The organism is Sphingomonas sp. BK036, assembly GCF_004216825.1.
Classification (GTDB): domain Bacteria; phylum Pseudomonadota; class Alphaproteobacteria; order Sphingomonadales; family Sphingomonadaceae; genus Sphingomonas.
The window spans coordinates 1,039,355-1,052,028 of record NZ_SGXR01000003.1 but is presented as its reverse complement, the minus strand read 5'-3'; the positions used below and the strand labels follow the sequence as shown (position 1 = coordinate 1,052,028).

Below are 12,674 nucleotides of genomic sequence, written 5' to 3'. Positions count from 1 at the left end.
TTACCGGACGGGCAGCGTCAGGGCTTCTTCCGCGAACTCGTCCGGTCGACGGCATCCTGCCACCCCTCCATCAGGCTGGCGCGTGCATCGCGGGTCATCGCCGGCGTGAAGATGCGGTCTTCCTTCCAGGTGGCGGCGATATCGTCGGGACCGTTCCAGATCCCCACCGCCATGCCGGCCAGGAAGGCAGCGCCCGCCGCGGTCGTCTCGATATTGGCCGGGCGCACTACGTCGGTGTCGAGCATGTCGGCGAGGAACTGGCAGAACCAGTCGTTCGCCGCCATCCCGCCATCGACTCGGATCTGGCGGGCATCGCGCGCGCCGTCGGCGACCATCGCGTTCATCAGGTCGGCGGTCTGGTACGCGACCGATTCGAGCGCGGCGCGCGCGATGTGCGATCCGGTCGCGGCGAAGGTGAGGCCGGTGATGCTCGCGCGCGCGTCGGGATCCCAGTGCGGCGCACCGAGGCCGACAAAGGCCGGCACCATGTAGACGCCGCCATTGCCGTCCAGCTTGGTCGACATGTCGTGCGTGTCGGCCGCACGGTTGATCAGCCCCAGCCCGTCGCGCAGCCACTTCACCGCCGCACCCGCGACGAAGATCGATCCCTCCAGCGCATAGGTGATCTTGCCGTCGAGCTGATAGGCGATCGTGGTCAGCATGCCGTTCTTGCTCGTCACCGCCTCCTCGCCGGTGTTGAGCAGCACGAAGCAGCCGGTGCCGTAGGTCGATTTGGCATCGCCGCGCTGGAAACAGGCCTGGCCGACGACGGCGGCCTGCTGGTCGCCCGCCATGCCGCCGATCGGGACGGGCTTGCCGAGCAGGTCCGCGGTGGTCTCGCCGAAGATCGTGCTGTTGTCCTTCACCTCGGGAAGCAGGCTCTCGGGAATGTCGAGCATCCGCAGCATGTCCTGGTCCCAGGCGCCCTTGTGGATGTCGAACAGCAGGGTGCGCGAGGCGTTGGACGCGTCGGTCGCATGGACCTTGCCGCCGGTCAGCCGCCACAGCAGGAAGCTGTCGATCGTCCCGAAGGCGAGCTCGCCGCGCTCGGCGCGCGCGCGCATGCCCTCGACCTCGTCGAGGATCCATTTGAGCTTGGTGCCCGAGAAATAGGGGTCGAGGATCAGCCCGGTCCGCTCGCGTACCAGCGGTTCGTTGCCGTCCGCCTTCAGCTGCGCGCACAGCTTGGCGGTGCGGCGATCCTGCCAGACGATCGCGTTGTGGACGGGCTTGCCGGTCTTGCGATCCCACACCACCACCGTCTCGCGCTGGTTGGTGATGCCGATCGCGGCGACCGTGCCGCCGTCCGCCTCGGCCGCCTCTTTCAGCGTCGCGACGGTATCGCGCCAGATGTCCTCGGGATCATGCTCGACCCAGCCCGATTGCGGATAATGCTGCGCGAATTCGCGGCGTACGGTCTGGCGGGGCACGCCGTCGGTGCCGAACGTCATGCTGCGGGTCGACGTCGTCCCTTGGTCGATCGCCAGGATGATGGTCTCGTTCACGGGGTCAGTCCTCGATTATTGTGGGCCGGCGACAGGCATGTCGCGCGGCAGGAAAGGCCGGATCAGCAGGTGTTGCACGCCGCCGCCGATGATCGCGCCGATCAGCGGGCCGGCGATTGGCGCCCACCAGTAATTGCCGACGCCGGGAAACGCGGACGTGTCCCATCCCATCAGCCATGCGAAGGTACGTGGGCCGAGATCACGCGCGGGGTTGATCGCCCAGGCCTCCAGATACCCCATCGACGCGCCGATCACCGCGACCAGCAGGCCGATCACGATCGCGCCGAAATTGGCCTGCGGTGCCATCGTGTTGAATTCGTCGGTGATCGCAAAGATGCCGAAGACCAGGATCGCGGTCAGGATGATCTCGTCGATGAAGCCCTTCATCGTCGTCACCGCGAGACCCGGCGCGGTGAAGAACACGCCCGCGGCGCCGCCGCCTGCCCGCGTGAGGTTCTGCGTCGCGTTGTAGTGATCGATCACGTTGTAATACAGCGCATAGACGATCGCCGCGCCGAGGAACGCGCCGACGAGCTGCGCGCACCAATAGGGCAGGACCTTCTTCCACGGAAACCCGCGATACAGCGCGAGCGCCAGCGTCACGCCCGGATTGGCATGCGTCCCCGAGACGGCGCCGGTGACGTAGATCGAGATCGACACCGCCATCCCCCAGGTCATGCAGACCCCCCAATAAGCGGTCTTGTACGGGCTTGGATCATAGAGCGTGTACATCGCGGCGACCGACAGGCCGAAGGTCATCACGATGCAGATCGCAATCGCCTCCGAGATCAGCTCGCCGACAAAGGCCTTGCGCGGCGTCATCGACGCGGCCGGATCGGTCGTTGCCGGCGATAGGGCCTGCGCCGCCTGCTCGATTGGCATCCTGTGCTCCTCCTTGAACGCCGTCGACCACCTTGCAGGCGGCCGTGTTCGCCAACGCCCTTGTACCGGCACGAAGACCATTGTCGACCGGTGCGGATGCGGTCCGGCTGGACATACCCACGGCATCATGGTTTTCGCCAGCGATGATCGATCCCACGCCCCGTCGTCAGCCGTGATCGCGCAGGTGGACCTCCTGTTGCGCGGCGGGGCGATCGGCTTGCTGATGCTGGCGGCGGTGGTGTTCGCGCGCGCGCCGGCGTCCCTGCCGAGCCGGTTCGGGCTGGCACTGACGCTGTGCACGGTGGTGGGGACGTTGGCAGGCTTGCCGCATGCGCCGACCGCAGTCGATCCGCTGCTGGATCTGGGCGCGAGCGCCGCCATTCCCTTGTTCTGGCTGTTCGCGCGCGCCTGGTTCGACGATGCGTTTCGCCCCAAGCCGGTCGACATGGCGCTGGCGGCGGCGTTTCTGGGGTGCACACTGTACGCCGGATTGCAGGGGCGCGGCCTCGCAGCGCCGATCCGCGGGCTGGATATCGCGGTCTATCTGGCCGGGATGGCGTTTGCGATCCATGCGCAGTGGCTGGCGTGGCGCAATCGGCAGGGCGACCTTGTCGAGCCTCGCCGGCAGGCGCGAACGGTCTTCGTGGTGTCGGTCGGGCTCATCATCCTGTGGCTGTTGGGCAGCGAGATCGTCGGCCGCGCGACCGACGAACTCGCGCTGTCGGGCATGGCGTCCGCAGCCGGGCTGTTCATGGGCGCGTTCGTCATCACCGCGCTGCTTTTCGGATTGCGGCATCCGGAGGCGTTTCCGACCGCGCTTCCCCGGGCGACCGGGGACGATACCGTGCCAGAGGCGGTCACGTCGCCCGAACCGCTCGACGCAGCGCTCGGCCAGAGCCTTGCCCGGATGATGACGCAGGACCGCGCCTATCGCGATCCCGAGCTGACGATCGGCACGATCGCCGCCCGCGTCGAGACGCCCGAATATCGCGTGCGCCGCCACATCAACGGCGGCCTCGGCTATCGCAACGTGAGCGATTACCTTAACGAGCACCGGATCGCCGAAGTCCGCAGCGCGCTGGCCGACCCGGCGCAGGCCGACGTGCCGATCCTGACGATCGCGATGGATGCGGGGTTCGGCAGCCTGGTGATGTTCAACCGCGTGTTCAAGGAACGTCTCGGCGAGACCCCGAGCGCGTTCCGACGGCGGCATCTCGACGGCTAGGCCCGTCTGAACCCCGGTCGTTTTCGAAAACGACCGGTCGATTTCGAGGACTGGCAGGCCGGGACGGCCACGAATCGGCAGGGCGATCCGCGTTCACCAACGGGACGCGACGATGCCGAAGATTCTCCACTCGACCACCCGGCTGATTGCCGCCGGTTTGACCCTGTTATCCTGCGCCGGCTGCTCATCCGAGCCCGTCGCATCGCCCCGGTCCGACGCCACGCTGGTCGATGTCGTCACGATCCACCATGCGGGCGGACAGACCTCCACGTTCGACGGCACCCTGCGCCCGCGCCGCGATATCGCGCTCGGTTTCAAGACGGGCGGCCGCGTGCTCGCTTTGACCGTGCAGGTCGGCGACCATGTCCGCGCCGGGCAGGCTCTCGCCCGGCTCTCGCGTACCGAAGCGGTCGCCGATAGCGGGCAGGCACGCGCCGAGCTGGCGGCCGCGACCGCCGAGGCGACGCGCGCGAGCGAAGCCGCCAGCCGCGCGACCGGGCTGGACGGGATCGGCGCGCTGTCCGCGGCGGACGTCCGCGACCGCACGCTGACCGCGACCGCCGCCGCGGCCAAGCGCAACGCGGCGCATGCCGCATTCGACCGCAGCCGCGCCACGCTCGCGGACTCGGTACTGGTCGCACCCGAGGACGGCGTCGTGACCGAACGCGCGGCCGACTCCGGCACCGTCGTCGGTGCGGGCACTACCATCGTCCGCCTCGCCGCGGGCGGCCCCGAAATCGAGGTGCAGCTGCCCGAACGCGTGCGGGTGACGCGCGGGACGATGGCGGATGCGAGCTTCTGGTCCGCGCCGGGCCTGATCGCCGAAGCACGGCTGCGGCTAGTGGGGCCCGCCGCGGATGGCGCGCTGCGGCTGCGGACCGCACGGTTCACGGTGCTCGGCGACGTCTCGCAGATCCCGTTCAACGGGTCGGCGACCGTCACGCTGCGGATGGCCGATCCCAAGGCGACGATCCGCGTGCCGCTGACCGCGCTCGGCGCGGAAGGGCCCCAGCCGCACGTCTGGTCGCTGTCGACGAGCGGCGACCGGGTGCACCGCCAGCCCGTCCACCTGATCGATCTGCGCGGCGACGATGCGATCGTCTCCGGCCTGCCCGACGGCCAGCGGATCGTCGCGAGCGGTGGCGACACGCTGTCCGAAGGGCAGCGCGTCGTCATGGCCGGCCTCGTCGCAGGCGGCAACTGAGCGATGGACCGCTTCAATGTGTCGCGCTGGGCGATCCGTCACCCCGCGCTCGTCGGGTTCCTGATCGCGCTGTTGTTCGCCGCGGGCGCCGCGCAGTTCTTCACGCTCGGGCGCGATGAAGATCCCACCTTCACGCTGAAGGAGATGATCGTCGCCGCGTCCTGGCCAGGTGCGAGCCCTGCGCAGATGCGCGCGCAGGTCGCCGATCCGATCGAGCGCCGGCTGCGGGCGACCGAAAACCTCGATTTCCTCCAGACCTATTGCGGCGACGGCCGCTGCGCGATCCGCGTGTCGCTGACGGATGGCGCGCCGAAGGACCGCGTCCCGCTGATCTGGCAACAGGTGCGCAAGCAGCTGAAGGATATCGAGCCTGCTTTGCCCGCGGGCGCGTCGGTCGCTGCCGACGACGATTATGCGGACGTGTACGGCTATGTCTTCACGCTGACCGGCGCGGACAATGCGCGGCTCGTGGCGCTGGCCGAGCAGGCGCGCGACGCGATGCTGCGCATCCCCGGCGCGGGCAAGGTGCAGATCACCGGCGAGGTGCCGCGCCGGCTGTTCGTCGATCTCGACTCACGCAGGCTTGCCGCGATGGGGCTGTCGCCCGACACCGTCGTGCAGGCACTGGCCAGGCGGAGCAGCGTCGCGCCCGCGGGCGTGGTCGAGCGGTCGATGCGCGTCCCCGTTCGCATCGGCAGCGCCGTCGACGGCATCGATGCGGTCGAGAATACCGCGGTATCGATCGCCGAGGGCACCGCGAAGGTCGGTGACCTCGGCACGGTCAGCAACGGCTATGCCGATCCGCCGGACGGGCTGGTCCGCCATGCGGCCAAGCCTGCCGTCGTGCTGGCGATCGCGATGACGCCGGGGGCGGACGGTCTCGGATTCGGCAAGCAATTGTCGCAGGTCGCCACCGCGTTCGGCCGGACGTTGCCCGCCGGGGTCACGATGACTCAGGTCGAGGACCAGAGCCAGAATATCCGCGAGGCCGTCGACGCGTTCCTCATCAAGTTCTTCTGCGCCTTGTCGGTGGTGCTGCTCGTCGCGTTCGTGACGCTCGGGTGGCGGACCGGCGTCGTCGTCGCCCTGTCGGTGCCGCTGACGCTGGCCATCGTCGCGCTGTTCATGGGCGCGACCGGGATCGGGCTCGAGCGTATCTCGCTCGGCGCGTTGATCCTGTCGCTCGGCCTGCTTGTCGACGATGCGATCATCAGCGTCGAGGCGATGGTCGTGCAGCGCGAACGCGGCGCGACGCGGGCCGATGCCGCGGCCTATGCCTGGACGCACACCGCGTTCCCGATGCTGACGGGCACGCTGCTGACAATCGTCGGCTTCCTGCCGGTCGGTTTCGCCCAGTCGACGACCAGCGAATATGCCGGCGGCATCTTCTGGGTGACCGGCTCTGCGCTGCTGGTGAGCTGGGTCGTCGCGGTGGTGTTCACGCCGTATCTGGGCGTGCGGCTGCTGCCCGAGGCGAGCGCACAGCACGATGCCGCGGCGATGTACGACACGCCGGTCTATCGCCGGCTGCGCAATGTGGTCGATGCGTGCATGGCGCGGCGCAGGACGGTGGTGGCCGTGACCGCGGCGCTGCTGGTGGCGAGTCTGGCGGGCGCGATGCTGGTCCGGCAGCAATTCTTTCCGATTTCCGACCGTCCCGAGATCATCGTCGACGTCAGCCTGAGGCCGGGCGCCTCGCTGTCCGCGACCTCCGCCGCGGTGAAACGGCTCGAAGCGAGCGTGGCCAAGGACCGCGATGTCGCGCAGCTCGACAGCTATATCAGCCAGGGCGCGCCGCGCTTCTACCTGCCCTACGGCCCGACGCTGCCCGATCCCGCGACCGCGACGATGGTGCTGGTCGCACGCGATCTCGGCGCGCGCGAACGCGTGATCACGCGGCTGCTCGCGAACCACGCGTCGCCCGAGGCGAAGCTCCACATCCGTCGCCTGTCGCTTGGGCCGAGTGCGGGCTTCCCCGTGCAATATCGCGTGATCGGCCCCGATCCGGCAGTGTTGCGGACGGTGTCCGCGCGGATCGAGGCGGTGTTGCGGGCGACGCCGGGAACGACCGCGGTGCAGGCGGACTGGGGGACGCCCTCGGTCGCGATGCGGCTCGATCCCGACGACGACCGCGCCGCGCGGCTCGGGCTCGATCGCGCGACGCTGGCGGGGAATGTCGCGACGATGCTGTCGGGCCAGCCCGCGGGCGACGTGCTGCGCGGCACCAAGCGGATCGGCATCGTCGTGCGCGGCACGGCGGCGGATCGCGGCGATCCCGGGCGGCTCGCGGACATGATGGTGACGACGCCGCACGGTCCGGTGCCGCTCGGCCAGGTCGCGCGGATCGGCGTGACCACCGAACAGCCGATCGTCTGGACGCGCGACGGTGCGCTGTGCATCACCGTGCAGGCGGACATGACCGGCGACGTCCAGGCCGCCGACGTGGTCGCGGCGGCGGAGTCGCGCGTCGCGGCGATCGCGCAGGCGCTGCCCGCCGGCTACCGGATCGAGGACGGCGGCGATGGCGAGCTTGCCGCCAAGGCCAACGACGCGATCTACCGGCTGCTGCCGATTACGCTCGGGCTGATGCTCCTGCTGCTGATGATCCAGTTGCAGAGCATCGGCCGCACGCTGCTGGTCCTGGCCACCGCCCCCCTCGGCGTGATCGGCGCGGTGGTGGCGCTGGTCGTGACCGGCGCGCCGTTCGGGTTCGTCGCGTTGCTCGGGCTGATCGCGCTCGCCGGCATGATCATGCGCAATTCGATCATCCTGGTCGATCAGGTGCAGCACAACCAGGCCGAGGGGATGGACCTGCATGCGGCGATTCGAGCCGCCACGATCGGCCGCTCGCGCCCGGTCGTGCTGACCGCGCTGGCGGCGGTGCTGGCGTTCATTCCGCTGTGTTTCAACATCTTCTGGGGGCCGATGGCGATCGTGATGATCGGTGGCCTGATCGGCGCGACGATCCTCACGCTGGTCGCGTTGCCCGCACTCTACGTGCTCGCCTTCGATCGCCCCGCCCGCCCCATGAAGCAGGACGACCGACATGCATGATCCGAAGCTTTCGCGGGTAGTGCCGCTGATGCTCGCCGCCGCGCTGGCCGGTTGCACGGTCGGGCCCAACTTCACGCGACCGGCCACGATCCTGCCGCCGGTCTGGCAGGCCGCGCCTGCCGCCCAGGCACCGAGCGACACACGCTGGTGGCGCAGCTTCGGCGATCCGGTGCTCGACGTGCTCGAGGCACGCGCGGCATCGGCGAATCTCGACATCGCCGCGGCGATCGAGCGGCTCACCGCCGCACGGATCGAGCGCGGGCAGGCGCGCGCCGCGGGTGCGCCGCAGGTCGAGGGTCAGGCCGGCTACAGCCGCGAGCGCGTCGGGACGGCCGGCATCGCGTCGGTCACGCAGACGCTGCTCGGCGTCACCCCGACGACCACGCCGCCAAAGGGCGTCGACTTCGATCTCTACAGCGTCGGCATCGGCGCAAGCTGGGAGCTCGATCTGTGGGGCGGCCATCGTCGCCAGGCGGAGGCGGCCGCGGCCTCGGTCGACGCGAGCGACGCCGCCGCGCGCGGCGTGCGGCTGTCCGTCGAGGCCGAGGTGGCGCGCACCTATTTCCAGCTGCGCGGCCTGTGGGACGAGCGCCGCATCGCGCAGGCGGGCGCCGCGATCGCCGAGCAGAACGCCGCGATCGCGCGCGCGCTGCTGGCCCGCGGGCTCGCCACGCCGATCGATCTTGCCGGGGCCGAGGAGACGGTGCGAAGCTTGCGCGGCGATGCCGTCGACCTCGACCAGCAGGCGGCAAGCGCGACGCGCGCGCTGGCGGTGCTGGTCGGCGACACGCCCGACACCGCCCCGTTCGACCGCAGCGTGCTGCCACCGCCGGGCCCCCTCCCGGCCAGCGCGGTGCGCATACCCTCGGAGGTGGCGCGGACACGCCCCGACATCGTCGAGGCCGAGGCGCGGCTTCATGCGGCGACCGCGCAGATCGGCGTCGCCACCGCCGATTTCTATCCGAAGATCAGCCTGACCGGGCTGTTCAACATCGACGTGCTGAACCTTGCCGATTTCGGCTGGGATGCGCGCAGCACGAGCATCGGCCCGGGCCTGTCGCTGCCGATCTTCTCGAGCGGGCGGTTGCAGCGGCAACTCGACCTGCGCCGCTCGGAGGAGCGTGCCGCCGCGCTCGCCTATCGCCAGACCGTCATCACCGCGTGGCGCGAAGTCGACGATGCGCTGTCCGCGACCCGCGCCGCGGCCGAGCGGACCAGCCTGTCCGCCCGCGACCTGCAGGCCCGGCAGCAGACGGTCGCGATGGTGCAGGCCCGGTATGCGCGCGGCGATATCGGCGCGTTGCCGGTGCTCGACGCACGCCGGGCCGCACTGTCGGCGGAGCGCGCCGCGGTGCGCCAGCGCGTCGCCGCGCTGCTCGCGCACATCCAGCTCCAGCGTGCGCTCGGCGGCTAACGGCGCGCCGCGCGCCTCATTTTTCCAAAGAAGGACCTCATCGATGCTCCCTATCCGTACCCGGGCCCTCATGCTCGGCAGCACCTTGACCGCCTTTAGCGCGATCCCCGTCCGCGCGCAGGACGGCCCCGCCAATCCGTACCGCAATACCGTGACGGTCGGCGTCGGCGTCGCCGCATTGCCCGATTACGAAGGCTCGAACGACTATCGGATCACGCCCGCCCCGGCGGCAGTCGGGACGATCAAGGGCTATGGCTTCGTGCTCGCGGGCAACCAGTTGAGCGTCGATCTCGTCAAGAACACGCCGGGACCGGTCTGGGATGTCCAGGCCGGACCGATCGCGCAGCTCAATTTCACGCGGAGTTCGTCCGGCAGCATCGACGACCTGCGCGTCCGCGCGCTCGGCAAGCGCGGCACGGCGGTGGAGCTCGGCGGCTATGTCGGGCTCGGCAAGACCGGCGTCCTGACCAGCGCGTACGACACGCTGTCGGTCACGCTCGGCTATCGCCATGACGTGAGCGGCGTCCATGACAGCGGGATCTGGAGCCCCGGGATCACCTATGTCACGCCGCTGTCGCGCAAGGCCGCGATCGGCGTGTTCGCGTCCGCCGACATCGTCGAGCGCGGCTATGCGCGGACCTATTACAGCGTGTCGGCGGCGCAGAGCGCGGCCAGCGGACTGCCGGTATATGGCGCGCACGGCGGCCTCAAGAACTGGACGCTCGGCGCGATCGGCAGCTATTCGCTGACCGGGGACCTGCTGCACGGCGTCAAGATCGTCGGCGGCGGCACCTATGGCCGCATCGAAGGCGATATCGCGCGCAGCCCGCTCGTCGCGGTCGCGGGCGCGCGCGACCAATGGCTGGGCACGCTCGGGCTCGCCTATACCTTCTGACGACGTCGGCGTGTGTCCTGCCAAGGCAGCGGGGCGGGGTGGCCGGAACCGCCCCCGATCCGCGCTCACGCCGCTTCGGCGCGGCGCGGCAGTTTCCAGTTCGGGCGGACGAAATGGCAGGTATAGCCGTTCGGCTTGCGCTCGAGATAATCCTGATGCTCGGGCTCGGCCTCCCAGAAATCGCCGACCGGGGAGAGCTCGGTGACGACCTTGCCCGGCCACAACCCCGACGCCTCGACATCGGCGATCGTGTCCTGCGCCACCGCCTTTTGCTCGGCGTCGGTGTAGAAGATCGCGGACCGATAGCTGGCGCCGCGATCATTGCCCTGGCGGTTGACCGTGGTCGGATCGTGGATCTGGAAGAAGAATTCGAGCAGTGTCCGGAAATCGGTCCGCGTGGGATCGAAGACGATCTCGATCGCCTCGGCATGGTTGCCGTGATGGCGGTACGTCGCGTTGGCGACCTCGCCGCCCGAATAGCCGACTCGCGTCGACACGATTCCGGGCAGCGCGCGGATCAGGTCCTGCATCCCCCAGAAGCACCCGCCGGCCAGCACCGCACGCTCAGTCTGGCTCGGCATGTCCTCGACCTGGTCGAGATACGCGGCATAGCCTTGCTCGGCCATCTCGGCGCGCGGCACGAAGCGCAACGCCGCCGAATTGATGCAATAGCGCAGCCCGCCGCGACTGCGCGGACCATCCTTGAAGACATGCCCCAAATGGCTGTCGCCGTGCGCCGAGCGAATTTCGGTGCGCGGAATCAGCATCGACCAGTCGCGCTTCGACGTGATGGTGTCGGGCGCGATCGGCCGGGTAAAGCTGGGCCAGCCGCAGCCCGATTCATATTTGTCGGTACTCGCGAACAGCGGCTCGCCCGAGACGATGTCGACATAGATCCCCGGCGCCTTGGTGTGGAGCAGAGCACCGGTGCCGGGGCGTTCGGTCGCATTCTCCTGCGTCACCCGATATTGTTCGGGGGTCAGCGCGGCGATGGCATCTTCGGTCTTCGAATAGGTGGGCATGAACGCACTCCTCGATCGCCATGTGGTGAGCCCACAGGATGCTGTCGAGGTGCGGCCGATGCGCGCGGTCGCCTCGCCGCCGCGGATCGCGATGGTCCCTGTCCGGCCGAACCGCTACGGTGCCGCCGATACGCAGTGTGAGACGCCATGCCCCTGACCAGATCCCAAGCCGAACTACTGGCCCGCGAGGGCATGGCCGCGCTGCGCAACGGCAATGCTGCGACGGCATATGACAAGCTGCTGCTGTTGCAGGGCGGCGCGCCCGGGATCCCCGCGCCGTGGTTCCTCATCGCCCAGGCCGCCCAGGCGCTCGGACGCGATGAAGAGGCAGATGCCGCGCTCGTGAAGTTCCTCGCGGTCGAGCCCCGTCATCTCGCCGCGCTGCTGACGATGGCGGCGCTCAAGGTCCGGCGTGGTGACGATCGGGCCGCGCAATCCTTCTACCGCACCGCGCTCAATGTCGCAGCGCAACCGGGGGCGACCGTCCCGCCCATGCTCGTTCCGATGCTCCGCGCCGGCGAGACGTTTCTGGCGGAGGTTGCGAGCCGCTTCACCGAGCATCTCGACCAGATTTTGGTCGGCACGCGTGGCGCGACGGGCAAGCACAGCGCGCGAACGCAGCAGGCGCTCGATCTGATGGCGGGGCGGACCGAGCTCTATCTGCAGCAGCCGTCGATGTTCTATTTTCCCGGGCTCGCGCAGCGCGCCTTTTTCGAGCGCGAGGAGTTCGCCTGGGTCGCAGCGATGGAGGCCTCGACCGCCGCGATATGCGCCGAACTCGACCGGGTGCTGGCGACCGACGACGGATTTGCGCCCTATGTCCAGTCCACGCCCGATCGTCCGGCGCCCGCGAACCCGTTGCTCGACGATCCGAGCTGGAGCGCGTTCCAGCTGTGGCAGGCCGGTACGCCGGTCGAACCCAATGCGTCGCTATGTCCGCAGACGATGGCGGCTCTGGCGTCCGCGCCGATCCCGGTCATCGCCGGGCGTTCGCCGATGGCGATCTTCTCGCGGCTCAAGCCCGGCACGCATATCCGCCCGCATCACGGAATGCTCAACACGCGCCTCATCTGTCACCTCCCGCTGATCGCGCCCGACGGCTGCGGACTGCGCGTCGGCGCCGAGACCCGCCACTGGAAGACAGGCGAAATGCTGATCTTCGACGACTCGTTCGAGCATGAGGCGTGGAACCGCGGTCAGGAAACCCGGGTCGTCCTGCTGTTCGAGATTTGGCGCCCGGAACTGACCCCCGACGAACGCGCCGCGCTGACCGACATCTTCGAAGCGATCGACACGTATCAGGGGGCCGCCGTCGATACCGGCTGAAGCGGGTGGATCGATCGGATATAGTCCTTGGTCGGCGCTTGAACGATCGTCGTCAGAGCTGTCGTCATCAATTACGCGTTGTGGCTCAGGCCGATTGATGGTTTCGTGTCACGTCTGAAAAACAGATCTTGCCAATCTGCTGGCGCG

General features: G+C 69.2%; 10 protein-coding genes. 7 read left to right on the top strand and 3 right to left on the bottom strand.

What is annotated here, in order from left to right; genetic code table 11:
• Positions 1–17: 17 nt before the first annotated feature.
• On the bottom strand, positions 18–1,505 hold the full coding sequence (gene glpK / locus EV283_RS04905; RefSeq protein WP_130323110.1) for a glycerol kinase GlpK: 1,488 nt from the start codon (positions 1,503–1,505) through the stop codon (positions 18–20).
• Between the two features lie 15 nt (positions 1,506–1,520).
• Entirely contained in the window at positions 1,521–2,387 is an 867-nt protein-coding gene (locus EV283_RS04900; RefSeq protein WP_242615783.1) for an MIP/aquaporin family protein, read from the bottom strand.
• Positions 2,388–2,559: 172 nt separating this feature from the next.
• Between EV283_RS04900 and EV283_RS04895 the strand changes: the two genes are divergently transcribed.
• The 5 genes from EV283_RS04895 (at position 2,560) to EV283_RS04875 (ending at position 10,179) form a co-directional block, all read left to right on the top strand.
• Positions 2,560–3,612, top strand: a complete 1,053-nt coding sequence (locus EV283_RS04895) for a helix-turn-helix domain-containing protein (RefSeq protein WP_165391691.1) — start codon at positions 2,560–2,562, stop codon at positions 3,610–3,612.
• A gap of 112 nt (positions 3,613–3,724) precedes the next feature.
• Positions 3,725–4,816, top strand: coding sequence for an efflux RND transporter periplasmic adaptor subunit (locus EV283_RS04890; RefSeq protein WP_130323104.1), 1,092 nt, complete (start codon positions 3,725–3,727; stop codon positions 4,814–4,816).
• Positions 4,817–4,819: 3 nt separating this feature from the next.
• Positions 4,820–7,870 (top strand): efflux RND transporter permease subunit, encoded by a 3,051-nt coding sequence (locus tag EV283_RS04885; RefSeq protein WP_130323102.1) that lies wholly within the window; start codon positions 4,820–4,822, stop codon positions 7,868–7,870.
• Positions 7,863–9,284, top strand: a complete 1,422-nt coding sequence (locus EV283_RS04880) for an efflux transporter outer membrane subunit (protein WP_130323100.1) — start codon at positions 7,863–7,865, stop codon at positions 9,282–9,284. The genes EV283_RS04885 and EV283_RS04880 overlap by 8 nt, the downstream gene beginning before the upstream one ends.
• A gap of 70 nt (positions 9,285–9,354) precedes the next feature.
• Positions 9,355–10,179 carry a MipA/OmpV family protein gene (locus tag EV283_RS04875; protein WP_130323098.1) on the top strand — a complete coding sequence of 275 codons (825 nt, stop codon included), beginning with the start codon at positions 9,355–9,357 and terminating at the stop codon, positions 10,177–10,179.
• A gap of 65 nt (positions 10,180–10,244) precedes the next feature.
• Here EV283_RS04875 and EV283_RS04870 read toward each other — a convergent pair whose 3' ends face one another.
• The gene (locus EV283_RS04870) at positions 10,245–11,201 is read right to left on the bottom strand and encodes a bifunctional methionine sulfoxide reductase B/A protein (protein ID WP_130323096.1); all 957 of its coding nucleotides are present in this window, start codon (positions 11,199–11,201) and stop codon (positions 10,245–10,247) included.
• On the opposite strand from EV283_RS04870, the gene EV283_RS19055 reads away from it, so the two are divergent.
• Positions 11,200–11,358, top strand: coding sequence for a hypothetical protein (locus EV283_RS19055; protein ID WP_165391690.1), 159 nt, complete (start codon positions 11,200–11,202; stop codon positions 11,356–11,358). The genes EV283_RS04870 and EV283_RS19055 overlap by 2 nt on opposite strands.
• Positions 11,349–12,527, top strand: a complete 1,179-nt coding sequence (locus tag EV283_RS04865) for an aspartyl/asparaginyl beta-hydroxylase domain-containing protein (protein WP_242615782.1) — start codon at positions 11,349–11,351, stop codon at positions 12,525–12,527. Before EV283_RS19055 ends, EV283_RS04865 begins: the two co-directional genes overlap by 10 nt.
• Positions 12,528–12,674: the final 147 nt, after the last annotated feature.

Excerpts from the sequence above, each read along its gene's own strand:
- EV283_RS04900 (WP_242615783.1), bottom strand. The coding sequence starts at position 2,387 with ATGCCAATCGAGCAGGCGGCGCAGGCCCTATCGCCGGCAACGACCGAT.
- EV283_RS04890 (WP_130323104.1), top strand. The coding sequence starts at position 3,725 with ATGCCGAAGATTCTCCACTCGACCACCCGGCTGATTGCCGCCGGTTTG.
- EV283_RS04885 (WP_130323102.1), top strand. The coding sequence starts at position 4,820 with ATGGACCGCTTCAATGTGTCGCGCTGGGCGATCCGTCACCCCGCGCTC.
- EV283_RS04880 (WP_130323100.1), top strand. The coding sequence starts at position 7,863 with ATGCATGATCCGAAGCTTTCGCGGGTAGTGCCGCTGATGCTCGCCGCC.
- EV283_RS04875 (WP_130323098.1), top strand. The coding sequence starts at position 9,355 with ATGCTCGGCAGCACCTTGACCGCCTTTAGCGCGATCCCCGTCCGCGCG.
- EV283_RS19055 (WP_165391690.1), top strand. The coding sequence starts at position 11,200 with ATGAACGCACTCCTCGATCGCCATGTGGTGAGCCCACAGGATGCTGTC.
- EV283_RS04870 (WP_130323096.1), bottom strand. The coding sequence starts at position 11,201 with ATGCCCACCTATTCGAAGACCGAAGATGCCATCGCCGCGCTGACCCCC.
- EV283_RS04865 (WP_242615782.1), top strand. The coding sequence starts at position 11,349 with ATGCCCCTGACCAGATCCCAAGCCGAACTACTGGCCCGCGAGGGCATG.